The following is a 26,851-nucleotide window of genomic DNA, read 5'->3' as shown; positions in this document are numbered from 1 at the left end:
CCCGCAGCGCGAAACACAACCGATACTTTCCGGAAATCTCAGTTGCCGATTTTGCGTCCTTTCAACGGATAGAGTCCGACAATTGCAGTAAATCCCCATCCCGTGACTCAACGACAACCGTCCGGAGGACGTGCGTGGCTCCAAATGTTCGATGGACCAGAAAGGTGCAACCACCGAGGTTGCGCGCAAGATCTGCAGTTCGCGTCTTCCAGCGAACACTTCTACTCGCCATCCTGAGTTCCATTGCGGCGCTGCTGTTCAGTGCGCCTGCGTTGGCGCAGGAACCTACCCCCACTCCCCCGGCGGCGCCGGGAACCAGTGCCGAACAGGCACCGCCCGCAGACGCCGTCAGCGTCGCGGGATCGCTCAACAACGGTGGAGAACGCCTCGAAGGTGTCGATGTTGCGGCGCTCGACGCGTCGGGCAGCGAAGTGGCCCGCACCACCAGCGAGACCGGCGGACGCTGGACTCTCGAATTGTCGCCTGGCACATATACATTCCAGGTGGTCCAGGAAACGCTCCCCGACGGGGTGAGCGTGCAGGGCGAGGTCGAGCGCGACGTGCAGGCCGGTCGCTCGAACACCGTCATCTTCTCCTTCGGTGAGGCCAGGACCGCGACCAGCACCCCGTTCTACGAGAAGTTCGTGCGCACCACGGTCGACGGCTTCCGCTTCGGTCTGGTCATCGCGCTCGCGGCGGTCGGTCTGAGCTTGATCTTCGGAACGACGGGTTTGACCAACTTCGCACACGGCGAACTCGTGACGCTCGGAGCCGTCGCGGCGTGGTTCTTCAATGTGAGCCTCGGGATACAACTGATCCCGGCCACCGTGCTGGCCATCATTGTCGGAGTCGCGATCGGCTGGCTCAACAACGCCCTGATCTGGCGGCCGTTGCGTAAACGTCGAACCGGCCTGATCGCTCAGCTGGTGGTCACGATCGGACTCGCCATTGCGCTGCGCTACCTCATCCTGATCTTCTTCTCCGACCGCTCGGAGCCATTCGACGACTACCAGGCTCAGACCGAGAACGACTGGGGCCCACTGTCGATCACCAACGTCAACCTCGCCTGCATCGTCATCAGCGTCGTCGTCCTCATCGGCGTCGCACTGATGTTGCAGCGCACCAAGATCGGTAAAGCCATGCGTGCGGTGGCCGACAACCGTGATCTGGCTGCCTCGTCGGGTATCAACGTCGAGCGCGTCGTGACGTTCGTGTGGTGCCTCGGTGGCGGCCTGGCTGCCCTCGGCGGCGTGCTGTTCGGGCTCTCCGAACTCGGCGGCCGCGTGCAATGGGAGATGGGCTTCAAACTCCTACTGCTCATGTTCGCCGGAATCACGCTCGGAGGACTCGGCACGGCCTACGGCGCATTCCTCGGTTGCGTCATCGTGGGTCTGCTCGTGCAGTGGTCGACGTTGGTCATCAATCCCGACCTCAAATACATCGGAGGGTTGCTCGTCTTGATTCTCATCCTCGTCGTCCGTCCTCAGGGCATCCTCGGCTCGCGACAAAGGATCGGGTGACCTGCACATGGATATCATCGGCGCACTTCAGATCTCTCTTGCTCAGCTGGTCGGCCCGTCGGCCATCTTCTACGCACTGCTCGCCATCGGCCTGAACCTGCACTTCGGCTACGCCGGCCTGCTCAACTTCGGCCAGATCGGCTTCGCCCTGCTCGGCGGCTACGGCGTCGGCATCACCACGATCACCTATGAGCAGCCACTGTGGCTCGGCATTCTGGTCGGTCTCGCTGCGGCCGGCCTGCTGGCTCTGGTGCTCGGCATTCCGACCCTGCGATTGCGAGCGGATTATCTCGCCATCGTGACGATCGCCGCATCGGAAATCCTGCGACTGGTATTCCGCTCCACGGCAACCGATTCGGTGACCAAGTCCACCAACGGCATCACCGGATTCGCAGCTCCGTTCACCAACCTCAGTCCGTTCGAGGGTGGAAAGACGTACAGCTTCATCGGCGTTCGGTTCCTGGGTAACGACCTGTGGGCCATGCTCGTCGGCTGGACGTTGGTACTGCTGCTGTGCGGGGTCGTATACCTGCTGACACACAGCCCGTGGGGTCGCGTTCTCAAGGCGGTTCGTGAAGACGAGGACGCTGCCCGGTCGCTGGGTAAGAACGTGTTCGTCTACAAGATGCAGGCACTCGTTCTCGGCGGCGTGATCGGCGGTATGGGCGGGGTGTTCAACGCACTGCAGACGCAGTCGATCAACCCCGACTTCTATTCGACCGCGCAGACGTTCTTCGCGTTCGGCGCTCTCATTCTCGGTGGTGCCGCAACGGTGTTCGGCCCCGTGATCGGCGCAATGCTGTTCTGGTTCCTGCTGTCCATTCCCGACGCGATTCTGCGGCAACTGATCTCGGGCGACGATCCGGTGCTCAACCTCACCGGTGCCCAGGTCGGTGCCACCCGATTCGTACTCCTGGGAATTCTGATCGCCGTGCTGATGGTGTTCAGACCCCAGGGCATTCTCGGCAACAAGCGAGAGGTTCAACTCAATGCCTGACCCGAGCACCGGTGCCGCCGCAGATGCGACACCGAGCAAGAAAGCCAGCACACTCGAAGCACGTGCGGCCAAAGCACTGTCGAGCGATCAGCGTGCCAGTCTGTTCGCCGGCGTCGCCAACGAGCCCGGGGCAGCCAAGCCCGACGCGACATTGGTGGTCGACGGGGTCTCGCGTACCTTCGGCGGCCTCAAGGCCGTCGACGTGGCGCACCTCGAGATCCAGCGCGGATGCATCACCGGTCTGATCGGACCGAACGGCGCGGGTAAGACCACACTGTTCAACCTGCTCACCGGATTCGACCGACCCGACACCGGCACGTGGTCGATGGACGGTCAGGAACTCGGCCGGATGCACCCACATCAGGTGGCACGCAAAGGCGTCGTGCGCACCTTCCAGTTGACGAAGGCACTGTCGAAACTGACTGTGCTGGACAACGTTCGACTGGGGGCGACGGGCCAACGCGGCGAGCGCATGATCAACACGTTCATGCCGTGGACGTGGAAAGCACAGGAGCGTCAGATCACCGAACGCGCCTATGAACTGCTGGGGCGCTTCAAACTCGACGCCAAGGCCGACGATCTGGCCGGCTCGTTGTCGGGTGGCCAGCGCAAACTCCTGGAGATGGCGCGAGCGTTGATGACCGATCCGTCGGTCGTCATGCTCGACGAGCCGATGGCCGGAGTCAATCCCGCTCTCACGCAATCGCTTCTGGGCCACATCAAATCGCTGCGCGACGACGGCATGACAGTGGTGTTCGTCGAACACGACATGGATGTCATCCGCGACATCAGCGACTGGGTGGTGGTAATGGCTCAGGGCAGCATCATCGCCGAGTCCACCCCGGAAGAGCTCTCCAACAACGGTGCCGTCGTCGATGCCTATCTCGGTAGCCATCACGATCAAGCACTCGAATTCGACGCCGACGGCAATCCCGTCGGAGCCACCGCCGAACTGGCCGAGGCATTGAAGCAAGCCGAGGTGGAGGAACTGCAAGCAGGAGGCGATCTTTCGGAACCGGAGTTCGTCAGCCCCGCAGCCACCGACACTGCTGCGGGCGGCTCGCACCGAGCCAAGGAGGACAACTGATGAGCGAACAAACTCTGACGCCGGCCGAGTTCGCGGCCACGCCGGGCGAGCATGCGCGTCTGGCCGAAGGAGCGTTGCTGCGCGCCGACGGTCTGGTTGCCGGGTACATCCCCGGTGTGAACATCCTCAGTGAGTGCAACTTCTTTCTGAACGACGGTGAGATCGTCGGCATCATCGGACCCAACGGTGCCGGTAAGTCGACTCTGCTCAAGACGTTGTTCGGCCTCGTGGCGGTCCGCGAGGGCAGTGTGAAGCTGCGCGGTGACAACATCACCTCCGCCGAGGCGCACGTTCTGGTGACCAAGGGCGTCGGATACGTGCCCCAGACGCAGAACGTGTTCCCATCGCTCACGATCGAGGAAAACCTCGAGATGGGAATCTATCTGCGGCCCAAGAAGTTCGGTGAGCGGTTCGACTTCGTCAGCGAGTTGTTCCCACTGCTCGGCGAACGCAAGAAGGTCAAGGCAGGTGCACTGTCCGGCGGTGAGCGCCAGATGGTGGCGATGGGGCGGGCCCTGATGATGGAACCGTCGGTGCTGCTGCTCGACGAACCGTCGGCAGGCTTGTCGCCGATGTTCCAGGACGAGGTCTTCATCCGCTGCAAGAAGATCAACGCGGCGGGCGTCTCGATCATCATGGTCGAGCAGAATGCCCGCCGCTGCCTGCAGATCTGCGACCGCGGCTATGTTCTCGATCAAGGTCGCAACGCCTACACCGATACCGGGCCGGCGTTGATGAACGATCCCAAGGTGATCGAGCTCTACCTCGGCACTCTCGCGGGAAGCAAAGAAAAGAAGGCCTGACCCTCTCGACAAGAAGCCCCGACTCGACATAGTTCGAGTCGGGGCTTTCTCGTACCTGCGCCATAGGTACCCAACGCGGTGTATTCGAACGACTCCGGGCCCGAGTCCTGATGTCAGGACTCGGGCCCGGAGGCTGTGCAGCAGCTACAGATCACTCACCGACGACGATGTATCCGTCCGTCGTCAGCTTGTTGTCCGGTCCGAAGACCAGGTTGCCGTAGGAACCGGTGGCGGGCTCGCCTGCGTCACTGAAGTTCAGCGCGCCGGTGACTCCGTCGTAGTCGATATCGGTGCCGGCCTTGACGAGTGGGAGGCACTCGGCGAAGCTCGTGCACTTCGTGCCGTCCTTGGTGATGCTGTTGATGTTGGCAGCGATGTCGGTGCCTGCCGTCGACTTCGCCTGCTCGGCTGCCAGCGCCGAGATGACGACCGCGTCGTAGGACTCACCGGCGTAGTTGAAGTCGACCAATGCCGGATCCACGCCCTTGAGTCGGTCCTGGAACGCGGTGCCGACGTCGGTCAGCGGGGTGGTGCCGCGCATCTTGTCGAGCAGGCCGGCAGCGACCGACTCACCGAGTGCGTTGCCCATGTTGCCGTCGACGCCGTAGACCAACGTGCCGTCGGACGGTCCGATGCCGATCTCGTGCATACGGGTGATGATCTTCGCGGACTCCTCGAAGCCGATGATGGCGACGGCATCCGGGTTGAAGTTCTTCACGCCGTCGACCTCGGCGTTGAACGACTGTGCGTTCGGGTCGTAGATCGTGGTCTGGATCTGGTCTGCCGCGATGCCGGCCTCTTCGAGGTTGTCGGCGGTGTTCTTGGCCAGGCCCGTTCCATAGGGGTCGTTGAGAGCCAGGATGGCCACGCGCTGCGCGCCGTCCTCGGCGATCAGCTGCGAGAGTGCCTGTGCCTGCAGCACATCGGTGGGCGCGGTACGGAAGTACTGGCCCTTGTCCGGGTAGCAGACGAACTGGTCGGAGGTGTTGGCAGGCGAGAACTGCACGACACCCGCGCTGGCGATCTTGTCGATGACTTTGAGCGACACCGAGGAGGACGCCGCACCGACGATGACGTTCGAGCCGCCGGCGAGCAGACGGTCGACCGTGGTGTTGGCGGTGTCGGTGGTGGTGTCGCCCGAGTCACCGGGGATGAGCGTGACGGGCTGGTCGAGGACGCCGCCCGCGCCGTTGACATCGTTGACGGCCAGCTGGACACCGGCGACCTCGGGTGGTCCGAGGAAGGCCAGGGTGCCGGTCTCGGGAAGGAGGGTTCCCACCACCAGCGGCGACGTGTCGGGAGTGGATCCGGCGGTGGCCTGCTCAGGTGTGCAGTCGGTGGAGACGGTCGTTTCCGCGGCCGACGTGCCGCCGCTGGCACTGGTGGAGTCGGTCGAGCCCGAGTCGTCGCTCGACGAACAGCCGAACAGTGCGAGCGAGGTGACGCTCAGCACTGCAGCCGTGCGGACATAGGTCCGAATTGCCATCTAGGTTCTCCTTGAAATTGCTCGTCGTTGAAGCTCACCTGAGTTACATGTGGCTCACGTGTGAACCAGACGCTAATGCTCGAAACCGGTTCGCAAGGCCTAGAACGACGCTCGTGACCTGACTGTGACCTAAGAGGTCGAAGTTTTACGTGGCCGTAGCTTTCCGCGGGCCGATCAGCTCTCTGCCACAGGGTTGTTCGCCGGAGTACCGAGTGTTTCGATCACGACCTCGGCTACCGCCTTCATCGTCGTGCGTCGGTCCATCGCGGCACGCTGAATCCACTTGAACGCCTGCGGTTCCGTCAGCGATTGCGACTCCATCAGGACGCCCTTGGCCTTCTCGATCAACTTGCGGGTCTCGAGTCGATCCCGAAGATCGGCGATCTCCGATTCGAGCGCAGAGATCTCGCCGAATCGGCTCGCGGCCAACTCGACTGCAGGCATCAGATCGGCCTTGGTGAACGGTTTGACCAGATAGGCCATCGCACCCGCATCGCGCGCCTTCTCCACGAGCTCTCGCTGACTGAACGCTGTGAGAATCACCACCGGCGCGATCCGCTTCTCCGCGATCTCGGAGGCCGCGTCGATGCCGTCACGTCGCGGCATCTTCACGTCCATGATCACCAGATCCGGTCGAAGTTCGACAGCCAGTTCCACGGCCTGCTGACCGTCCGCGGCCTCACCGACCACGTCGTACCCCTCTTCGCGGAGCATCTCCACCAGGTCGAGACGAATCAGGGATTCGTCTTCCGCGACCACCACCCGCAGCGCAGGCTTGCCAGTACCGTGCGTATCAGGAGCATTCATCTGTACCGGTCTCCTTCGACAGTCGTCGCCCCTCAGGGGCATCGAGCAACTGAAGGGTACCGGTGCACGGGGCCGAAAGCGCATCTTCTACACTCGTCAATCGTTGCTTCAAAGACGCCAGCCCTCGTATCCCAATTGGCAGAGGAAACGGATTCAAAACCCGTCCAGTGTGAGTTCGAGTCTCACCGAGGGCACCACAGCACGATCGACCGGCCGCGGCAGCGGTCGGGCCCACTCCCGATCACGCCTACAGTGGGGTGATGTACATACCCAGCAGTCTTCGTTGCCATGACACCAGCGCGGGCAAATTGTGCGCGCAGAAGGTCGACCACCGTTTCGGAGATTCCGCGGACCAGTCCGCTCAGTGGGTCTACTACACCTGCAGCGCCGACTCCGCCCACGAAACCGGTTACGTCGACCGCCTGGTCACCGCCTGAATCATGTTCGTAGAGCGCGCCTTTGTCCACGCCGACGATGTGGGATCGGAGTGGCCCTTCACCGTTCCCGCTGTCGCCGACCTCGCGCGCGAAGGACTCGAGTTTCTCGCACCGGTCACAATTCTGGTGGGCGACAACGGTTCCGGTAAGTCGACTCTCGTCGAGGCGATCGCAGAGCGTTTCGGCATCGACGCCCGCGGGGGTCGGGCAGCGCAGAAGTCTCGTCGACTGGACGAGGTGACGAGCGTCCTCGGCGAGGTGCTCGAACTCGAGACCACGCCACGAGGCGCGCGCATGCTGCGGGGTCCGCGGGAGCAGAAGCGGGGATTCTTCCTGCGCGCCGAGACTGCATTCGACATGGCCGAGAACCTCGGCGGCATGCCGGGCTTCTGGGACGAGAACACCGCCGAAATGAGCCACGGTGAGGGCTTTCTCACCATGTTCGGTGCGATGTTGGCCGAACCGGGCTTCTATGTGCTGGACGAACCGGAGTCGGCCCTGTCGTTCACCGCGTGCCTGAACCTGGTCGCGCTGATGTCCCACTTGGGCGAGGAGGGGGCACAGCTCGTCTGTGCCACGCATTCACCGATCCTGGCTTCGACACCCGGTGCGGACATCGTCGAAGTGGGTGAACACGGTCTGCGCCGAAGCACCTGGGACGAACTCGAATTGGTCCAGCACTGGCGGCGATATCTCGACGATCCGAACGTGTATCTCCGTCATCTACTCGACTGAACCGGCACCAACGCCACGTCCCGACGACGACGCACACTCCCCGGAGAGACTCCCATCGCCCGTTTGAACGCTTTGCCGAATGCTGCCTCCGACAAATAGCCACTGCGCCGGGCCAATTCGGCCAACACCACGTCCTCGGACCGCAATGTGTCGTACGCGACCTGCATCCGCCACGTCGCCAGGTAACTCATCACCGAATCGCCGACCAATGCGGTGAATCGAGCCGAGAACGCCGAACGTGACATGTGTGCATTCGACGCCAGGGCCGCAACGGTCCACCGCTCGTGGGGATTTCGATGAATGCTAGCCAGCGCGCCCCCGATGCGCTCGTCCTGCAACGCTCCCAGCCAACCGGATTGCGCGCTCGGGGTGTCCGCAATCCATGACCTCAACGCCTGAATCACCAGAACGTCGGAAAGCCTGGTGATCACTGCCTCTCCCCCGGGCTCGAGCGATCGTGCCTCGTCGGCCACCATGGCGAGGATGTTCTGCATACGTGCGCGCCGTGGTTCGCTGTCTGCGTCGATCACGATCACCGCCGGTAGCAGCCGAAGAAGCTGCTGCGCCGCAGGATGATCCATCCGGACGGCCCCGCAGACCAACACGGTGTCGGGTCCGCTCGCATCGCACTGGGCGATCACTGCGTACCGGTCGCTGGCGTAGTCGTGTGGCACCTCGTACACGCTGGTCGCGTCGCCGACAGACTCGATGTCGGCCGCCAATACGTGCCCACGCCCGTGGGGAACCAACGCGAAGTCGCCGGGAACGAGCTCACGCGTCGACTCCCCGGGGACCGACAGCACACACGACCCGTCGACCACGGTGTGGAACCACACAGCGTCGTCCATCGCGGGCAGGGCCAGCCCCCACGAGCCACCCATCTCGGAACGCACGTAGAAGGACCCGGTCATTCGGAGGAAATGCAAAGCCTCACCGAGCGGATCGGGTGACTTCCAGGGGTCGGCTCCACGCACCGGACAATTGTCCCCCACGGCCGGGACGATCGGACATGAATTCGAGCCCTGCGCGCATTGTCCATCCACCCGCGACGCGGAAAGGTCGGAAGCGCACGACGAATCCCCGGGAAGGAAAACCGATGATCGACAAGATCTCCTCGATCGCCACCCTGGTCGCAGCAGTGGGATGCGGCCTCGTCGCGGGCGTCATGCTCGCGTTCTCGGTCAGTGTTCTTCCTGGCCTGGCGTCGTTACCGGTGCCCGACGCGATTGCCGCGATGCAGAGATCGAACGCCGCGATCCTCAACCCACTGTTCATGACGCTGTTCGTCGGTACGGCGTTGACCTGTTCTCTCGCAACCGTTCTCGCGATCACCACGGAGGGTGGGCGATCGACCTGGGTCGGCGCGGGAGCAGCGCTCTACGTCGTGGGCTGCTTCGTGGTCACGGTGGCGTTCAACGTCCCACTCAACGATGCACTGGCAGCGGTCGATCCGGTAGGTCCGTCGGGAGCCGACATGTGGCAGACGTTCACGTCGAACTGGACGCGGTGGAACACCGTCCGGATCATCTCGTCGACGGCGGCGTGCGCCGTGCTGATCCTCGGTCAGGGCAGATCCGCGCTGGGCTGATCGGACTCACCGTCCTGGTGACGCCTGCGAATCTCGTCCTCGAAGCGAGCGATGAGATGATCGGTATCGGCAGTGGACACATCTCGCGCGCCTTCGTCCATCGCGGCGTCGCGTCCTCTGCGCAAGGCGGCGAGTTCGGCTTCGAGTTCGTTGTTGTCGAGTACGCGTGGATCCAACATCTCTCCATTGTGGTCCCACCCGAGTGCCTGCGCGCGCTGTTTGCTGTAATCGCGACATGAACGTCGTGCACAGCTTCGAACCGATAGTCGACGAGCACGCTCACACGCTGATACTCGGTTCGATGCCCGGTGTCGCATCGCTTGCTGCTCAGCAGTATTACGCTCATCCCCGAAATGCGTTCTGGCCGATCATGGGCGCGCTGTTCGGTGCCGGTCCCGAACTTCCGTACGAGGCGCGAACAGAGAGACTGGCGCGCAGCGGGATTGCTGTGTGGGACGTACTGAAGCTGTGTACTCGGACCGGAAGCCTGGACTCGGCCATAGTCGAATCATCTATCGTGGCAAACGATGTCGCGAACCTCATCGCAGGTCATCCCGGCATCGACACCGTGCTGTTCAACGGAGCAAAAGCTGCCGACAGCTATCGCAGATACGTCGCGAACGCGGTGCAGCCGGATGTCGAGTGCATCCGTCTGCCGTCCACCAGTCCAGCGCACGCCTCACTCACCCTCGAAGCCAAGACTCGACTGTGGTCGGCAGCACTCAGGCGCGAACGCGTTTCGGGAAGTGGCGAATGAGGCCCTCCTGCACGACGGTTGCGAGCAGCTGACCGTCCATCGAGAAGAATCGGCCGGTGGCGAGTCCCCGCGATCCGGCCGCGACCGGCGATTCGGTTGCATACAGAGCCCACTCGTCGAATCGGAACGGTCGGTGAAACCAGATGGAGTGGTTGACCGTCGCCGCCACGATGCGGTCGAGTCCCCAGGACAGTCCATGGGTGGTGATGATCGAATCGAGCACCGTGGTGTCCGACGCGTAGCCCATGGTCGCGGCGTGAAAGATCGACTCGTCCGGCAGATCGCCGTCCGCTTTCATCCACACTCGATTGTGGTTGAGTTTCTCACCGGTGCCGTGCATGATCCACGCCGGATCGTTCGCGTACCGCATGTCGATCGGTTTGAGTGCATCGACGAACATCTGCAGTCGGTCCTCGAACCCCACGAAGTGGTCGCCGAGAGGCGGCAGGGCGTCGGGATACGGAACCTCGGGCACCTCGACGCTGTGCTCGAGGCCCTTACCGAAATCCTGGAAGGCAGCGAGCATGACGAACAGCTCGTTACCGTCCTGCAGCGCAGTGACCTGCCGGTTGGCGAACGCCCGGCCGTCGCGCTGACGACTCACCCGGTACTCGATGGGCTTCTTGACGTCACCACCGCGGATGAAGTGCGCATTGATCGCATGAACGTCCCGGGACGTTCCGGTTACGGTCCGGCCGGCGGCGATGAGCGCCTGAGCGACGAGCTGCCCACCGAACGTCCGGCTCCCCACCTGCTCCGGATGCTGTCCGACGAACACATCCTCCTCGGTCTCCTCGAGGGCGAGGAGACCGAGAAGGGTTTCGAGATCGGTTCCGCGTACTGCAGTACTGCTCGGCGCGCTCTCGCTGACGCCGGTTCCCCCCGCTTCGACCACTTACCGGTCCTCTTCTCCGATTCGGTGCACATGGATCAAGTTGGTCGAGCCTACTGTGCCGGGAGGGGCACCGGCGACGATCACGACCTGATCGCCTCGGTTGTAACGACCGAGTTCGAGCAACGCCTTGTCGACCTCTTTGACCATCGCGTCCGTCGAGCCCACATCGGGAACCAGGAACGTCTCGGTGCCCCAGCTCAGGGACAGCTGACTGCGGACCTCGGAGATCGAGGTGAATGCGAGCAACGGGAGCTTGGTGTGGAGGCGAGCCAACCGTCGCACGGTGTCGCCCGACTGGGTGAAGGCCACGAGGGCCTTCGCGTCCAGACGTTCGCCGATATCGCGGGCGGCGTAGGAAATGACACCGCGCTTGGTGCGAGGAACGTGGGTCAGAGGAGGAACGCTGTCGCCCTCGGTTTCCACGGTCTCGACGATCCGAGCCATCGTCCGCACCGTCTCCATGACGTACTTGCCGACCGAGGTCTCGCCGGACAGCATGACCGCGTCGGTACCGTCGAGCACTGCGTTGGCGACGTCGGACGCCTCGGCGCGGGTGGGACGGGAGTTCTCGATCATCGATTCGAGCATCTGGGTCGCAACGATGACAGGCTTGGCGTTGGCGCGGGCGATCTGGATGGCGCGCTTCTGCACCAGGGGCACCTGCTCGAGTGGCAACTCGACGCCGAGGTCACCGCGGGCGACCATGATCGCATCGAACGCGAGCACGATGGCTTCGAGGTTGTCGACGGCCTCGGGCTTCTCGAGCTTGGCAATGACCGGAACTCGGCGGCCGACGCGGTCCATGACTGCGTGGACGAGTTCGACATCGGCGGGAGAGCGCACGAAAGAGAGCGCGATGAAATCGCATCCGAGCGCGAGGGCGAACTCGAGGTCGGCAATGTCCTTCTCGCTCATGGCAGGAACGGAGACGTCCATGCCCGGGAGGGAGACGCCCTTGTTGTTACTGACCGGACCACCCTCGGTGACCCGACACAGCACGTCGTTGCCTTCGACGCCGGTGACGACGAGGCCGACCTTGCCGTCGTCGACGAGCAGGCGGTCGCCTTCCTTGGCGTCCTGAGCCAGCTCCTTGTACGTGGTCGACACACGATCGTGGGTGCCCTCGCACTCCTCGACGGTGATGCGGATGAGTTCACCGGCGGCCCAGGTGGTAGAGCCCTCGGCGAATCGGCCGAGTCGGATCTTCGGTCCCTGCAGGTCGGCCAGGATGCCCACGGCTTTGCCGGTGGCGTCCGATGCGGCGCGAACTCTCTCGTAGTTGGCCTGGTGATCGGGGTGATCGCCATGGCTGAAGTTCAGTCGTGCGACATCCATTCCACTCTCGACGAGTTCGCGGATGCGCTCTGTGGTTGCGGTTGCGGGTCCAAGGGTGCAGACAATCTTCGTACGTCGGCTCACGGTTGCGAGCGTAGCCGCTGGACGCCTCGTTCTCTATCGCAGAGGAACCCGGCCGAATACTACCGACGGGTAGCCGCGCCGGGCCGCTGCTGAAAGCACCTGTACCGGTACAGAGACGAGTGTCACACCACCGCCAGAGGCAGTGCCGTGGGGTGTACCGGGGACGGCAATTCCGAGTGTCCGGTGAGGTAAGCGTCGACCCCGTTGGCAGCCGAACGCCCCTCGGCGATCGCCCACACGACCAACGACGCACCGCGGTGGGCATCCCCACAGACGAACACACCCGGGGCCGTCGTCTGCCAATCGGGACCACACGACAACGCGCCGCGCTTGGTCAGCGCCAGGCCGTAGTCGTCGAGCAGCGGTCCATGCTCGACACCCTCGAATCCGATGGCGAACAATGCCAGATCACAGGGCAATTCGACCTCTTCACCGATGGGCGTCACGATGCGTCGCCCGTCCGCGTCGCGCTGCACCTCGACCTCGGCGAGCACCATGGCGCGCACATGTCCATGCTCGTCGCCGAGAAATCGCTGCACCGCGACCTGATGACGCACGACGCCACCCTCCGCATGCGCGGGCGACGTCCGAAGTACCAACGGCCACGACGGCCATGGCGAAAGGCCGTCGTCACGGGCACCGGGAAGAGCAGGGTTGTAGTCGAGCTGAGTGACCGACGCGGCGCCCTGACGGTGAGCCGTGCCCAGACAATCGGCCCCGGTGTCTCCGCCGCCGATGATCACCACATGCTTGCCCGCAGCGGATATCGACGTCGGCCCGTCGCCCTCGCATTCCTTGTTCGACGGCACCAGATGCTCCATCGCCAGGTGAATGCCGTCGAGTTCGCGGCCGATCACCTCGGTGTTGTCGCGAGCCCGCAGAGCGCCGACGGCGAGCACGACCGCATCGAAGCTCGCGCGCAGTTGCTCGACGGTGAAGTCGATGCCGACCTCGCAGTCGGTGACGAAATGCGTGCCCTCGGCCCGCATCTGCATCAGCCGCTGATCGAGCACCGACTTCTCCAACTTGAATTCGGGGATTCCGTATCGAAGCAATCCACCGAGCCGATCGTCGCGCTCGTACACGGTGACATCGTGCCCGGCCCTGGTGAGCTGTTGCGCCGCAGCCAGTCCCGCCGGACCCGAACCCACGACGGCCACTCGCTTACCGGTGGTGATCGTCGGAGGCTGCGGAACGACGCTGCCCTGTTCCCAGGCCAGGTCTGCGATGGTCTGCTCGACCCGCTTGATCGTCACACTTCCGCCGGTGGCGGCCTCGGAAATGGACAGGACACAGGCGGATTCACACGGAGCCGGACACACTCGGCCGGTGAACTCCGGAAAGTTGTTGGTGGCGTGCAGCCGATCACTGGCCGCGTCCCACCGATCGCGGCGCACGAGATCGTTCCATTCCGGGATCAGGTTGCCCAGCGGGCAGCCGGCAGTTCCGGAGTGGCAGAACGGAATTCCACAATCCATGCAGCGGCGCGCTTGTTCCGAGACCTCGGCCGCGCGTTCGCTGCTGGGCTGATCCGAGTACACCTCGTTCCAGTCCCTGACCCGTTCGTCGATAGGACGCTTGGCGGCCTCACGCTTGACGACCTTCAGAAATCCCTGTGGATCAGCCACGTGCAGCCTCCATGATCGCAGCGTCGACGTCGCGCCCCTCGGCGCGCGCCATTCGTGTCGCCTCCAGCACTCGCTGGTAGTCGACGGGCATGACTTTGGTGAACAGAGCGGACCGGCGGGGCCAGTCGGCGAGCAGTGATGCCGCGACGGTGGAGCCGGTCCAGCGCTCGTGGTTCTCGACCGTCTCGCGCAGCCACACCAGATCGTCCGGATCGGGAACCTGCAACTCGACCATTGCCGTGTTCACGTCCGCGGGGTCGAGACCCAGAACGAAGGCGATACCGCCCGACATGCCGGCCGCCATGTTGCGTCCGGTCGGCCCGAGCACGACAACCCGTCCGCCCGTCATGTACTCGAAGGCGTGATCTCCCACGCCCTCGTTGACCGCAACGGCTCCGGAGTTGCGTACGGCGAACCGCTCCCCCGCCTTACCGCGCAGGTACACCTCCCCCGACGTGGCTCCGTAGAGAATCGTGTTTCCGGCAATGACGTTGTCCTCGGCAACGAAGGGTGCGTCCTCGGCCGGTCGGACGACGATGCGTCCTCCCGACAGGCCCTTGCCCACGTAGTCGTTCGCGTCGCCGACGAGATCGATCGTGATTCCGGGCGGCAGGAATGCACCGAGCGATTGCCCGGCAGAGCCGGTGAACGACACGCGAATCGTGTCGTCGGGTAGCCCGGCCGCGCCGTAGCGTCGCGTGACCTCGGACCCCAGAAGTGTTCCGACCGTGCGGTTGACGTTGCGCACGGGCAGCTCCAGCGTGACCGGATGTGCGTCCTCCAATGCCCCCTCGGCCAGCTGGATCAGCGTGCGATCCAGCGCGAAATCGAGGCCGTGGTCCTGATCGCGTAGGCGTCGACGCTGCGTCATGGGCGCGCCGTGTCGATCCACCGGCATCGCGAAGATGGGTGTGAGGTCGAGTCCCTTGCTCTTCCAATGTGCGACGCCGGCCGCGGTCTCGAGCACGTCTGCGTGGCCGACGGCCTCGTCGATGCTGCGGAACCCGAGCTGCGCGAGGTACTTTCGCACATCCTCGGCGACGAACCTGAAGAAGTCCTCGAGGAACTCGGGCTTGCCGGTGAACCGCTTGCGCAGTTCGGGGTTCTGAGTCGCGACACCCACTGGGCAGGTGTCGAGATGGCAGACCCGCATCATGATGCATCCCGCGACGATCAGAGGCGCCGTCGAGAACCCGAATTCCTCGGCACCGAGCAGCGCCGCGATGATCACATCACGGCCGGTGCGCATTCCGCCGTCGCACTGGACGGTGATGCGATCGCGAAGTCCGTTGAGCACCAACGTCTGTTGGGCGTCGGCCAGCCCGATTTCCCAGGGCGCACCGGCATGCTTGAGAGACGTCAACGGAGCCGCGCCCGTGCCACCGTCGTATCCCGAGATCAGTACGACGTCGGCGTGCGCCTTGCTCACTCCCGTCGCCACCGTGCCCACTCCTACCGAGCTGACGAGTTTGACGTGGACGCGCGCGTTCTCGTTGGCGTTCTTGAGATCGTGGATCAACTGCGCGAGATCCTCGATGGAATAGATGTCGTGGTGCGGAGGCGGGGAGATCAGGCCGACCCCGGGCGTCGAGTGCCGAGTCTTGGCCACCCACGGGTACACCTTGTAACCGGGCAGCTGCCCGCCCTCACCGGGTTTGGCACCCTGCGCCATCTTGATCTGAATGTCGGTGGCGTTGACCAGATAATCGCTGGTCACCCCGAACCGTCCACTCGCGACCTGCTTGACGGCACTGCGCCGGCTCGGATCGTAGAGGCGATCGACGTCCTCTCCGCCCTCGCCGGAGTTGGAGCGCCCACCCAGATTGTTCATCGCAACGGCCATGGTCTCGTGCGCCTCGGCAGAGATGGATCCGTAGCTCATCGCTCCGGTGTTGAACCGGGTGACGATGGACTCCACCGACTCCACCTCGTCGAGTGGAACAGGCGTACGCACCTGGTCCCTGAACTCGAACAGGCCCCGGAGTGCACCCCCTTCGCGGGCGAGCCGGTTCACTTCGTCGCTGTATTTCTGGAACACGTCGTAGCGACCGGTGCGTGTTGCGTGCTGCAACAGGAACACCGTCTCGGGACTGAACAAGTGGAGTTCGCCCTCACGCCGGAACTGGTACTCGCCGCCGATCTCGAGGCGGCGGTGAACACGGTCGGTGGGATTCTCCGGGTATGCCTTCCGGTGACGGAGTTTGACCTCTTCGGCGAGGACGTCGAGACCGACTCCGCCGAGCTTGCTGACGGTGCCCTTGAAGTACTCGCGCACGACCTCGCGATCGAGACCGACCGCCTCGAAAACCTGTGCGCCGGTGTAGGACCCGACGGTCGAGATGCCCATCTTGGACATGACCTTGAGCACGCCCTTGCCGAGCCCGTACAGGTAGTTGCGCACCGCGACAGTGGGCTCGACCCCGGTGAGCTCGCCTTCGCCGACCAGGTCCTCGATCGACTCCATGGCCAGGTACGGGTTGACGGCCGCCGCGCCGAATCCGATCAGCAGGGCCAGGTGGTGCACTTCTCGTGCATCGCCGGACTCGACGACGAGGGCGACCTTGGTGCGTTCCTTGGTGCGCACCAAATGGTGATGCACAGCAGAGGTGGCCAGCAGGGACGGAATCGGTGCCCGAGTGTGGTCCGAATCACGATCGGAGATGATCAGCGTGCGGTAGCCGGCAGCGATGGCTTCCGATGCCCGCGAGCGCAGCTCCTCGATGGCCTCGGCCAGACCTTCCCCACCACGCTCGACCTCGTACAGTGCGCGGAGCACGATGGCCGACAGACCGGGATGATCACCGTCGTCGTCGATGTGAATGATCTTGTTGAGTTCGTCGTTGTCCAGCACCGGCCACGGCAACACGATCTGTCTGCACGACGCGGCAGTGGGCTCGAGCAGATTCTGCTCCGGCCCCATCACGCGCGACAACGAGGTCACTATCTCTTCTCGGATGGAGTCGAGTGGCGGGTTCGTGACCTGCGCGAACAGCTCGATGAAGTAGTCGTACAGCTGACGAGATCGCTGGGACATCACCGCGGACGGGGTATCGGTCCCCATCGACCCCAGTGGCTCGCCCCCGGAGGCGGCCATCGGGGTGAGCACGACGCGGAGATCTTCCTCGGTGTAGCCGAAGGCGATCTGTCTGCGGATCACGGACTCGTGGTTGTACTGAATGTGGGCGCGCTCGGGCAGGCTCTTGATCTCCAGCAAGCCGGCGTGCAGCCACTCCTGGTACGGATGTTCCTGCGCCAGTTGCAGTTTGATCTCCTCGTCGGGAACGAGACGCCCGGCGACGGTGTCGACCAGAAACATCTTGCCCGGTTCGAGGCGACCCTTGGCGACGACCTGAGATTGCGGCACGTCCAGCACACCCGCCTCGCTCGCGAGGATCACCCGACCGTCGGCCGTTTGCCACCACCGACCGGGTCGCAGACCGTTGCGATCGAGAACGGCCCCGACGTAGCTACCGTCGGTGAACGTGACGCAGGCCGGACCGTCCCACGCTTCCATCATCGACGAGTGGAACTGATAGAACGCCCGTACCCGCGGATCCATCGTGCGATGGTTCTCCCACGGCTCCGGCACCATCATCATCACGACGTGGGGAACGCTCCGGCCGCCCAGATGCAGCAGTTCGAGCACCTCGTCGAGCGACACCGAATCGGAGGCGTCGGGATTGCAGATGGGGAAAAGCCGCTCCAGATCACCGGGGATGAGATCGCTGGACAGCATCGCTTCCCGAGCGCGCATCCGGTTCCTGTTGCCCTTGACCGTGTTGATCTCTCCGTTGTGCGCGACGTAGCGGTGCGGGTGCGCCAACGGCCACGACGGGAAGGTATTGGTGGAAAAGCGACTGTGCACGATGGCAATTGCACTCGTACACAACGGGTTACGCAGCTCCGGGAAGAACAGGGGCAGCTGCATGGTGGTGAGCATGCCCTTGTAGACGATGGTGCGTGCGGACAGCGAAGGGAAGAACAGGCCCGAGCCCTCTGCCTCGATCTCCGGGGTGACGCGCTCCGACCGCTTACGCAGCCCGTACACCAATCGGTCGAGTTCGAGACCGGCCGGACGTGAACCGTCGACCTCGGGGGCCGCGACGAAGAGATAGCTCATGTACGGCATGCATCCGAGCGCCGTCAGTCCGACGTCGGCGCGATCGGGGTCGACCTCGACCGGAACCCAACCCAGCACCTCGAGACCCTCTTCGGCTGCAATGGATTCGACACGCTGCACGGCCGACCCGCGCTCGCGGATGCCCTGCGGCAGAAAGCAGACACCCGCCGCGAAGGTGTTCTCGCCGTCGCCGTTGGCGGACGGTAACTCGAACGAGGACAACGAATCGAGAAGTTCGACGGGCAGCTGGATCAGAATGCCCGCGCCGTCACCACTGTTGGGCTCGGCACCGGCTGCACCACGGTGTTCCAGGTTCTCCAGTGCCAGAACACCGTCGGACACGATCGAGTGCGAACGGCGTCCGGCGATGTCCGCGATCATCGCGACGCCGCAGGAGTCCTTCTCCGCGCTCGGGTCGTACAGTCCTTGCTCGGCAGGCATCCGAGAAAACAACACCACGATCACCTCCACGTAGACCGGTGGGTGCTTCGGATGGCGCAGTGTCGACACGCTGCACTGTGAGCCTCGGCTACCCCGCCGGCTGGTCGCCCGAACCGACATAGAGTGCCGGATCGACCGAATTCGATGCCTATCGGGAATTCACCGGGACAGCTCTGGCCCGCGAAAGAATCCGAGATCGCTCTCGGATGGCGGAATCGTATCAGTTGCCGATCGCAACGATGCAATCGCGAACGGCACTGGGCTCAGTCGCGCAGGGGGCGCCCGTGTTCATCGCGCACGCTGCCCGTGAGCATCATGATCCCGTCGATCAGCGGCCAGATACCGCCGATGCCGCACGTGAGCCACGTGACCGCGATCTGCGCCACCGCGATTCCCGGCTGATTCAAATAGAAGCGTCCTGCCCCGAAAACACCCAGCAGGATGTTCAGCAGCCCGGCAGTGAGCTTCTGCTTGTCCGAGAACGGTTCCCCGGTGACGGGATGCCGTCCGTAAGGAGCGCTCGGATCCACCCAACCAGGGGCACCGGCGTACTGGGGGCCTGGGTAGTGGGGTCCTCCGTACTGGGGACCGCCGTATTGGGGACCGCCGCCCGGGAACGGGGGCGGCGGGTAACCCGCACCGGGCGGTGGACCGTCCGGTGCACCGGAGCTACGGTCGTCACTTCCGGACGCGTCGTACGGATCACTGCCCCAATTCGGCGGGCCGTACCCGGGGTCGGGTGCGCCGTATACCGGACCCGGTGCCGCGTTCTTCTCGAACGAGATGGTGGGCTCCGAACCCGAGCCGTCTCCCGCCGATCCGCCCGGTGTCGATCCGTCCGATGACGATGTACCTGAATCACTCACAACGAACTCCCTCGACGACGCGCTACGGGTAGGTCGATCAGTCTCGCAGCTTGAGCCCGCGACTGTCGGGAACATTGCCGACGAGAATCAGCACGGCGTCCACGACATGCCACACGAACAGTCCGAACAACAGAATCAGGCCGAGGCCGAACACCACGGTCAGCAGCACGCCGAAGAAGAACAGCAGCAACTGCGCGACGCCGATTCCGGTGCTACCGATGTAGAAACGACCCACGCCGAGCCAGCCGAGGAACAGCTGAAGTAGTCCACCGACGATCTTCGATTTGTCCGACAACGGTTCACCGGTGACCGGATCCCGCCCGTACGGCGCGTCGGGTCCGACACCGAAACCGGGCCCGGCCGAAAAGCCCTGTGCTTGGCCATAATTCTGCTGGCCATAGCCCTGCTGGCCGTACCCTTGCTGGCCGTACCCTTGCTGGCCGTAGCCCGACTGCTGGCCGTATCCCTGCTGGCCGTATCCCTGCTGGCCATACCCCTGTTGGCCGTATCCCCCAGTCTGGCCGTACCCCTGTGGTGAACCGTAGGGCGACTGTTGGCCGTATCCCGGCTGACCGTATCCCTGGTACTCGGATCCCGGTGTCGGGTAACCGGCGGACGGCGGAAGGCCACCGATCGAATTGTCAATACTGCCGTCCGGGCTGGGGGCCGGATAGCTGGGAGTACTGGACCAGCCGGGCCCGTTGCCGATACCCGAATAGGTGTCCCAGCCCGGTCCGGTAGAACCGGCGGGACCGTGCGAGGGTGCGGACTCGGATGTCGCGGGCGGCTCGGAGAGCGACGCCTCGGCCGTTGCGTCGTAGTCGAACGGTGTACCGAAAGAGCCGGCCGACTTGTCGGTACCGCCGCCCGAATCAGCAGGGTCGGGGTGTGCCCTCTTCTCGAAATCAACCACGGGTACTGCCTTCTTCCTCGGCTTTCTTCTCGGACGATGTCTCGCCCGTGCCTGCCTGCGGATCGCCGTCGGCGGACTCGCCACCCGTCTTGTCTTCGCTGTCGCGACTGTCGTCGTCGTTCGACTTCAATGCCGCCGGGTCTTCGCGCCCCTTGGTGGCGAGAACAACGTAGGCGACCGCGAGCACGAAGATGATCGCCGAGGTGAACGTATTCACGCGGATTCCGGCGATCTTCGTCGCGAAGTCGTCTCGCATGAGTTCCACCCAGAACCGACCGACGCAGTATCCGGCCACGTAGAGCGCGAACAGTCGACCGTGGCCGATCGTGTACTTCCGGTCGACGAGTACCAGGAGGACGACGATCAGGACGCTCCACAGCAGTTCGTAGAGGAACGTCGGGTGGACGACCTTCTCGACCATTCCGGTGGACACGCCGTTCAACGGATCGAGCCGGCCGTTCGCATCGAGTCGCTCGTAGATCTCGAGACCCCACGGTTGCGTGGTTTCGCGACCGTAGAGCTCCTGGTTGAAGTAGTTGCCGATGCGGCCGATTGCCTGGGCCAGCAGGATCGGCGGGCCTACCGCGTCACCGAATGCCGGGAGTGGGATGCCGCGTCGACGACACGCGATCCACGCGCCGACTCCGCCGAGGAACACCGCGCCCCAGATTCCGAGGCCGCCGTTCCACACGTAGAGCGCCTCGATCGGCCGACCGCCGGCACCGAAGTACGTCTTCCAGTCGGTGGCCACGTGGTACAGCCGGCCACCGAGAAGCCCGAAAGGTACGGCCCACACAGCGACGTCGAGGACCGTGCCCTTGGTTCCGCCGCGAGCGACCCAACGGCGATCTCCCCACACCACGGCCACCACGATGCCGATGATGATGAACAGGGCGTAGGCACGGAGCGCGAGCGGTCCGACGTGCCACACCCCCTGCGCGGGACTGGGAATATAGGCCAGGAAGGCGGTCGAAGTCACGACGCTACGTTAGCGGAGCGGACACCCTCGGCGAGTTCGGTCGTCAGGTCACGAACCGCGTCGAGACCGTTGTCGACAGCCGTCACCAAAGCCGAGCCGACGATGACCGCGTCGGCATACTTCGCGATCTCAGCAGCCTGTGCACCCGACCGAACGCCGAGACCGACGCCGATCGGAATGTCGGAATGCTCGCGGATACGCGCCGCCAACGCCGGTGCCATCGAGGACACCGCGTCGCGGGCACCGGTCACGCCCATCGTCGAGGCGGCGTAGACGAAGCCGCTGCTGGCTTCGACGGTGCTGACGAGTCGCTCCTCCGTCGTCGACGGTGCGACGAGGAAGATTCGGTCGAGTCCGTACCGATCCGAGACCTCGATCCATTCCTGAGCCTCATCGGGGATCAGGTCGGGAGTGATGATTCCGAGTCCACCCGCATCGGCGAGGCTCCGGGCGAAATTCTCGATGCCGTATTTGAGCACCAGGTTCCAGTAGGTCATGACGACCGCTTTGCCGCCAGCGGCGGCAACCTGCTCGGTGACGGCGAAGACGTCCTTGACCCGGGCACCGGCTCGCAGCGCCACGTCTGCAGCAGCTTGGATCGTGGGGCCGTCCATCACCGGATCGGAGTACGGGATGCCGACCTCGACGATGTCGCACCCGGCATCGACCATGGTCTTGAAGACCTCGATCGACCGGGGGACGGTCGGAAAGCCGGCGGGCAGGTATCCGACGAGTGCAGCGCGCCCTTCGGCACGGCACTGGGCGAACGTCCCGGAGAGGCGAGAGTCGTTGTTGCTCATGGCTTGATACCTGCTTCGTCGTCCACGTTCGCTTCGCCGTCTCCGTCGATCAGACCGAACCACTCGGCTGCGGTGTCGACGTCCTTGTCGCCGCGACCGGACAGGTTGACCAGGATGATGGCACCTTCACCCAGTTCCTTGCCGAGGGTGAGTGCGCCTGCGATGGCGTGCGACGATTCGATGGCCGGGATGATGCCCTCGGTGCGGCACAGCAGCTTGAAGGCGTTCATCGCCTCGGTGTCCGTCACGCCGCGGTACTCGGCGCGCCCGATGTCGTGCAGGTACGAATGCTCGGGTCCGACCCCGGGATAGTCCAATCCTGCTGAGATGGAATGGGATTCGACTGTCTGGCCGTCCTCGTTCTGCAGCAGGTACGAGTAGGCACCGTGCAGGGCTCCAGGCGTACCACCGCTGATGGTCGCCGCGTGACGACCGGTCTCGACTCCGTCGCCGGCAGCCTCGAACCCGACGAGACGCACATCGGCGTCGTCGATGAACGCGTGGAAGATTCCGATGGCGTTGGACCCGCCGCCGACGCACGCCGCGATGGCATCGGGCAGGCGGCCGGTGGATGCGAGGACCTGCTGCCGCGCTTCGAGGCCGATGATGCGCTGGAAATCGCGGACCATCACCGGGAACGGATGCGGCCCCGCGACGGTTCCGAAGCAGTAATAAGTGTTGTCGGCGTGGGTGACCCAGTCTCGCAGTGCCTCGTTGATCGCATCCTTGAGAGTGCGCGAACCGGACTTCACTGCGACGACTTCCGACCCGAGCAAACGCATCCGGGCGACGTTGAGGGCCTGGCGCTCGGTGTCGACCTCACCCATGTAGACGACGCAGTCGAGACCCATGAGGGCACAGGCCGTGGCGGTCGCGACGCCGTGCTGACCGGCACCGGTCTCTGCGATGACACGAGTCTTGCCCATTCGCTTCGCGAGCAGAACTTGCCCGAGCACGTTGTTGATCTTGTGAGAACCGGTGTGATTCAGGTCTTCTCGCTTGAGCAGGATCCGAGCGCCACCGGCATGCTCGGACAACCGGGTCGCCTCGAACACAGGCGATGGCCGACCGGTGTAATCGCGCTGCAGCCGATCCAGCTCACTGAGGAACTCGTTGTCGCTGCGCACTTTCTCGTACTCGGCGGTGACTTCCTCGATCACACCCATCAACGCCTCGGGCACGAACCTGCCCCCGTACACGCCGAAGTGACCGCCCACGTCGGGCTCGTGCGCGCTGCGATCGGTGAGGCCGATGCTGCTCTGCGGCAGATCAGCGCCCTTGAAGCGGACTACCTGAGGGGCGTCCGCGGCGGAAGAAGTTTGGCTGGTGCTCACCGCTCCAGTGTGCCCCAACGGCGGACCGTCGCCGCGTTCGGGTGGGGTGCCGGTTCAGCGTGCGGGTTTCGGGCACGACGGGTGCGTGCCCGCCGTCACCAGGTCCGAGACCGCAGTGCGCGGATCGCCCGCGGTGACCAGACCTTCTCCGACCAACACTGCGTCGGCGCCGGCTCCGGCGTACGCGAGAAGATCGGCGGTGCCCCGCACTCCCGACTCGGCAACGCGAATGATCTCACTGGGCAGGCCGGGCGCGATACGGCCGAAACTGTCGCGATCGATCTCGAGGGTCTTGAGGTTGCGGGCGTTGATACCGATGACGCTGGCACCCGCCTCGAGTGCGCGATCGGCCTCGGCCTCGGTGTGGACCTCGACGAGTGCCGTCATGCCGAGTGACTCCGTGCGATCGAGAAGAGACGTGAGTGCGTCCTGCTCCAGGGCCGCGACGATCAGCAGGATGACGTCCGCGCCGTGGGCTCGGGCCTCGTGGATCTGGTACGGACCGACGATGAAATCCTTGCGCAGCACAGGAATCGAGACTGCGGCTCGCACCGCGTCGAGATCGGCGAGCGATCCCCGGAAACGACGCTCCTCGGTCAACACGCTGATGACGCGAGCGCCACCCTGCTCGTAGGCACGCGCGAGCACCGCAGGATCACCGATGTCGGCCAACGCGCCTTTGGACGGGCTCGCACGCTTGACCTCGGCAATGACGCCGATGCCGTCCTCGCGGAGGGCAGCCGCCGCGTCGAGAGGTGCCGGGGCCAGCTTCGCTGCTGCCTTCACCGCAGCGAAATCGATCACCGATTCGCGCGCGGCGACGTCGGCTCGTACACCGTCGAGAATCGAGTCGAGAACAGTCATGGTGCCCCAGTCCTTTCTGAGCGTCGACATTCGATGTGAGGAATCTCATCGAGGTCGGAACCTAGCGTAGAGGGCCGAATCAATCCGACGAACGCCGGGTACCGGACTCGTCGGTAGGGTCTTCACCGGCATCGAGCGCGTCCCACATCATGCGCTCGGTCAGGTCTTCACCCTCGTCCTGTGCACCCACGGCGGACGTGGTTCCAGCGGCCCGGCGAGCCACTTCGTCGCGCCGCACAGCCGGAGCTGCGTACTTGGACGAGAGTACCTGTGGGCCAAAAGATTTCCGAATCGACAGGGCAGCCGCCGCGAACGCACACAGGGCCCCTGCAAGCGTGATCAGCGCGGGCAGTATCGATGCCGTCGTCATGGTCACCTCGGCACGAGCCGGGAGCTCGGCGAGCGCAGCCGCCTCCGAGTCCGAAGCCCCCGCGGCGAGTAGCCGAACGGCCGGAATCGCCGCAGCGATCGCAACCACCGCGATGAGCAACGCCAGAACCCGAGATGCCCACCCGCGCACCGCGAACGAGGCCGCCACAGCAGCGACAAGCACCAAGGCGAGAGGAGTCGTCGCCGCGGCCCAGGTACTGCCGACGAGATCGTCGGTCCGACTCTCGCCGAGACCGTCGGAGGACGTCACGCTCACCCACGTCATTCTGGACGCACCCCACAGGCATGCGGCCGCAACCACGAGCAGCACGACAGGCAGAACGGCCGATCCGCGGCCGCCGGAGCGTTCGGTCATCGGCCACCGACCTCACGCAGCGTTTCGGCTGCTGCGACGGCACTCAGCACGGCCATGGCCTTGTTCCTCGCTTCGTCGTCCTCGTACTCCGCTACCGAGTCGGCCACGACTCCGGCACCGGCCTGCACGTACGCCGTGCCGTCCTTGATGAGCGCGGTGCGAATCGAGATTGCGGTATCGGCGTCCCCGGCGAAGTCGAGATAGCCGACGATGCCGCCGTAGATGCCACGACGCGTCGGCTCGAGCTCGTCGATCAGTTCCATCGCCCGCACCTTGGGTGCACCCGACAGCGTGCCCGCGGGGAAGCACGCCTTGACTGCGTCCAGAGCCCGCTTTCCCTCGGCGAGCCGTCCCGTCACCGTCGACACCAGGTGCATGACGTGGCTGTAGCGCTCGATATGGCGGTAGTCGCCCACGCGCACCGTCCCGGGAGCACACACTCGGCCGAGATCGTTGCGACCGAGATCGACGAGCATCAGATGCTCCGCGTTCTCCTTCTCGTCGGCCAGCAGATCCTTCTCGAGCAGCACGTCGTCCTCCTCGGAGGCACCGCGCCAGCGCGTACCGGCGATCGGGTGCGTGGTCGCGAGACCGTCCTTGACCGTCACGAGAGCTTCGGGGCTGGATCCGACGATCGAGAACGCAGTCTCGTCGTTCTCCCCTGGTACGTGCATCAGATACATGTACGGGCTGGGATTCGAGGCCCGCAGCATGCGATAGACGTCGAGAGGAGACGCCTCGGTGTCCATCTCGAAGCGCTGCGAGAGCACCACCTGAAACGCTTCACCGGCCTCGATCTCCTCGACCAGCCGCTCGACATCGGCACCGAATCCCTCCGATGTCCGCTGCCTGCGGAAACGGGGCGCGGACTTGGAGAAGACCGACACCGTCGACGCAGCAGGCTCGGACAGATCCGCGCACATCCGGTCCAGGCGACTCACCGCGTCGTCGTAGGCCCGGTCGACGTGCTCGTCGGTGCCGTTCCAGTTGACCGCGTTCGCGATCAGGGTGATCGATCCTTCGTGATGGTCCACGGCCGCCAGATCGGTGGCCAGCAACATGACCATCTCGGGAATGCCGAGGTCGTCCTGCGCATGTTCGGGCAACTTCTCGATGCGCCGCACCGAGTCGTATCCGAGGTATCCGACCATTCCGCCGGTCAACGGCGGCAGGCCCGGCACGCGCTCGGAATGGAGTAGCTCCAAGGTTCGGGCCAACACGTCGAGGGGGTCACCGCCGCTCGGGACGCCTGCGGGCACGTTGCCGCGCCACGCCGCCTCGCCGTCGACCACCGTCAGCGCCGCAGGCGCACCCGCACCGATGAACGACCATCTCGACCACGAACGCCCGTTCTCCGCGGATTCGAGCAAGAACGTTCCGGGTCGGTCGGCGGCAAGCTTGCGGTACGCCGACAACGGAGTTTCGGAGTCGGCGAGCACCTTTCGCGTCACCGGCACCACTCGATGCTCGGCGGCGAGCTGGCGGAACACCTCCCGGGACGTGGTCGAGTCCGCGGCATCGGTGGGTTGGGCGTCGATGGGTGCGGCGTCCATGGGTGCGGCGTCCATGGATGCGGTCTCGGTGGGGCTCGTGTGGGGAGTCGTCTCGCCGTGCATGACCCCATCCTCCC

The 26,851-nt window shown here is 64.5% G+C and carries 24 protein-coding genes and 1 tRNA gene; 9 read left to right on the top strand and 16 right to left on the bottom strand.

The genetic code is table 11. From position 1 onward, the window contains the following. Positions 1-179 precede the first annotated feature (179 nt). Genes CH268_RS05510 through CH268_RS05495 form a run of 4 tightly spaced genes read left to right on the top strand, consistent with a single transcriptional unit; the run spans position 180 to position 4,407 of the window. Positions 180-1,520 (top strand): branched-chain amino acid ABC transporter permease, encoded by a 1,341-nt coding sequence (locus tag CH268_RS05510; protein WP_051365155.1) that lies wholly within the window; start codon positions 180-182, stop codon positions 1,518-1,520. A 7-nt stretch (positions 1,521-1,527) separates the two neighbouring features. Then, entirely contained in the window at positions 1,528-2,517 is a 990-nt protein-coding gene (locus CH268_RS05505; protein ID WP_027497263.1) for a branched-chain amino acid ABC transporter permease, read from the top strand. Then, on the top strand, positions 2,510-3,604 hold the full coding sequence (locus CH268_RS05500) for an ABC transporter ATP-binding protein (RefSeq protein ID WP_027497264.1): 1,095 nt from the start codon (positions 2,510-2,512) through the stop codon (positions 3,602-3,604). Before CH268_RS05505 ends, CH268_RS05500 begins: the two co-directional genes overlap by 8 nt. Continuing rightward, positions 3,604-4,407 (top strand): ABC transporter ATP-binding protein, encoded by an 804-nt coding sequence (locus CH268_RS05495; RefSeq protein WP_027497265.1) that lies wholly within the window; start codon positions 3,604-3,606, stop codon positions 4,405-4,407. The genes CH268_RS05500 and CH268_RS05495 overlap by 1 nt, the downstream gene beginning before the upstream one ends. A 151-nt stretch (positions 4,408-4,558) precedes the next feature. Here the strand turns inward: CH268_RS05495 and CH268_RS05490 are convergent, their stop codons facing one another. Beyond that, positions 4,559-5,893 (bottom strand): ABC transporter substrate-binding protein, encoded by a 1,335-nt coding sequence (locus tag CH268_RS05490; protein ID WP_032368064.1) that lies wholly within the window; start codon positions 5,891-5,893, stop codon positions 4,559-4,561. 174 nt (positions 5,894-6,067) lie between these two features. Next, positions 6,068-6,700: an ANTAR domain-containing response regulator gene (locus CH268_RS05485; RefSeq protein WP_094662820.1), complete on the bottom strand. Its 633-nt coding sequence runs from the start codon at positions 6,698-6,700 to the stop codon at positions 6,068-6,070. Positions 6,701-6,820: 120 nt separating this feature from the next. Here CH268_RS05485 and CH268_RS05480 point away from each other — a divergent pair. The 3 genes from CH268_RS05480 (at position 6,821) to CH268_RS05475 (ending at position 7,872) form a co-directional block, all read left to right on the top strand. After that, positions 6,821-6,897 (top strand) — tRNA-Leu (locus tag CH268_RS05480). A gap of 63 nt (positions 6,898-6,960) precedes the next feature. Further along, the gene (locus CH268_RS27755) at positions 6,961-7,137 is read left to right on the top strand and encodes a hypothetical protein (protein WP_165430221.1); all 177 of its coding nucleotides are present in this window, start codon (positions 6,961-6,963) and stop codon (positions 7,135-7,137) included. Between the two features lie 3 nt (positions 7,138-7,140). Further along, positions 7,141-7,872, top strand: a complete 732-nt coding sequence (locus CH268_RS05475; protein WP_048318705.1) for an AAA family ATPase — start codon at positions 7,141-7,143, stop codon at positions 7,870-7,872. Here CH268_RS05475 and CH268_RS05470 read toward each other — a convergent pair. Continuing rightward, positions 7,857-8,846, bottom strand: coding sequence for an AraC family transcriptional regulator (locus CH268_RS05470; protein WP_094662818.1), 990 nt, complete (start codon positions 8,844-8,846; stop codon positions 7,857-7,859). The two genes, CH268_RS05475 and CH268_RS05470, sit on opposite strands and share 16 nt — an antisense overlap. 122 nt (positions 8,847-8,968) lie before the next feature. Here CH268_RS05470 and CH268_RS05465 point away from each other — a divergent pair, with 122 nt between their 5' ends. After that, complete coding sequence (locus CH268_RS05465; RefSeq protein WP_094662816.1) at positions 8,969-9,460, top strand: anthrone oxygenase family protein; 492 nt, start codon at positions 8,969-8,971, stop codon at positions 9,458-9,460. Here the strand turns inward: CH268_RS05465 and CH268_RS05460 are convergent. After that, positions 9,436-9,639 (bottom strand): hypothetical protein, encoded by a 204-nt coding sequence (locus CH268_RS05460; RefSeq protein WP_027497271.1) that lies wholly within the window; start codon positions 9,637-9,639, stop codon positions 9,436-9,438. The genes CH268_RS05465 and CH268_RS05460 overlap by 25 nt on opposite strands. Before the next feature lie 56 nt (positions 9,640-9,695). Between CH268_RS05460 and CH268_RS05455 the strand changes: the two genes are divergently transcribed. Beyond that, positions 9,696-10,217 (top strand): DNA-deoxyinosine glycosylase, encoded by a 522-nt coding sequence (locus CH268_RS05455; protein ID WP_094662814.1) that lies wholly within the window; start codon positions 9,696-9,698, stop codon positions 10,215-10,217. On the opposite strand, the gene CH268_RS05450 is transcribed toward CH268_RS05455, so the two are convergent. The 12 genes from CH268_RS05450 to CH268_RS05395 form a co-directional block, all read right to left on the bottom strand. Further along, positions 10,183-11,112: an acyl-CoA thioesterase gene (locus CH268_RS05450; RefSeq protein WP_094662812.1), complete on the bottom strand. Its 930-nt coding sequence runs from the start codon at positions 11,110-11,112 to the stop codon at positions 10,183-10,185. The genes CH268_RS05455 and CH268_RS05450 overlap by 35 nt on opposite strands. Beyond that, positions 11,113-12,531 carry a pyruvate kinase gene (gene pyk, locus CH268_RS05445; protein WP_027497274.1) on the bottom strand — a complete coding sequence of 473 codons (1,419 nt, stop codon included), beginning with the start codon at positions 12,529-12,531 and terminating at the stop codon, positions 11,113-11,115. 122 nt (positions 12,532-12,653) lie between these two features. Then, entirely contained in the window at positions 12,654-14,159 is a 1,506-nt protein-coding gene (locus CH268_RS05440) for a glutamate synthase subunit beta (RefSeq protein ID WP_094662810.1), read from the bottom strand. Then, the gene (gene gltB, locus CH268_RS05435) at positions 14,152-18,720 is read right to left on the bottom strand and encodes a glutamate synthase large subunit (protein ID WP_441346965.1); all 4,569 of its coding nucleotides are present in this window, start codon (positions 18,718-18,720) and stop codon (positions 14,152-14,154) included. Before gltB ends, CH268_RS05440 begins: the two co-directional genes overlap by 8 nt. A 263-nt stretch (positions 18,721-18,983) precedes the next feature. Beyond that, positions 18,984-19,586 carry a TM2 domain-containing protein gene (locus CH268_RS28515; protein WP_441346962.1) on the bottom strand — a complete coding sequence of 201 codons (603 nt, stop codon included), beginning with the start codon at positions 19,584-19,586 and terminating at the stop codon, positions 18,984-18,986. A 37-nt stretch (positions 19,587-19,623) separates the two neighbouring features. After that, positions 19,624-20,499, bottom strand: a complete 876-nt coding sequence (locus tag CH268_RS05425) for a TM2 domain-containing protein (protein ID WP_094662806.1) — start codon at positions 20,497-20,499, stop codon at positions 19,624-19,626. Then, a complete protein-coding gene (gene lgt, locus CH268_RS05420; protein ID WP_094662804.1) occupies positions 20,492-21,478 on the bottom strand; it encodes a prolipoprotein diacylglyceryl transferase in 987 nt (328 codons plus the stop codon). Before lgt ends, CH268_RS05425 begins: the two co-directional genes overlap by 8 nt. Beyond that, positions 21,475-22,278, bottom strand: coding sequence for a tryptophan synthase subunit alpha (gene trpA, locus CH268_RS05415; protein ID WP_027497278.1), 804 nt, complete (start codon positions 22,276-22,278; stop codon positions 21,475-21,477). Before trpA ends, lgt begins: the two co-directional genes overlap by 4 nt. Continuing rightward, on the bottom strand, positions 22,275-23,546 hold the full coding sequence (gene trpB, locus CH268_RS05410; protein WP_094662858.1) for a tryptophan synthase subunit beta: 1,272 nt from the start codon (positions 23,544-23,546) through the stop codon (positions 22,275-22,277). Before trpB ends, trpA begins: the two co-directional genes overlap by 4 nt. A gap of 120 nt (positions 23,547-23,666) precedes the next feature. Beyond that, positions 23,667-24,476, bottom strand: a complete 810-nt coding sequence (trpC, locus tag CH268_RS05405; RefSeq protein ID WP_027497280.1) for an indole-3-glycerol phosphate synthase TrpC — start codon at positions 24,474-24,476, stop codon at positions 23,667-23,669. 79 nt (positions 24,477-24,555) lie between these two features. Further along, positions 24,556-25,221 carry a TIGR02234 family membrane protein gene (locus tag CH268_RS05400; RefSeq protein ID WP_032370331.1) on the bottom strand — a complete coding sequence of 222 codons (666 nt, stop codon included), beginning with the start codon at positions 25,219-25,221 and terminating at the stop codon, positions 24,556-24,558. Then, positions 25,218-26,789, bottom strand: coding sequence for an anthranilate synthase component I (locus CH268_RS05395; RefSeq protein ID WP_441346964.1), 1,572 nt, complete (start codon positions 26,787-26,789; stop codon positions 25,218-25,220). The genes CH268_RS05400 and CH268_RS05395 overlap by 4 nt, the downstream gene beginning before the upstream one ends. Positions 26,790-26,851 lie beyond the last annotated feature (62 nt).

Source organism: Rhodococcus sp. 06-1460-1B (assembly GCF_002258475.1).
Classification (GTDB): domain Bacteria; phylum Actinomycetota; class Actinomycetes; order Mycobacteriales; family Mycobacteriaceae; genus Rhodococcoides; species Rhodococcoides fascians.
This window is presented reverse-complemented; position numbering and strand designations above follow the sequence as displayed.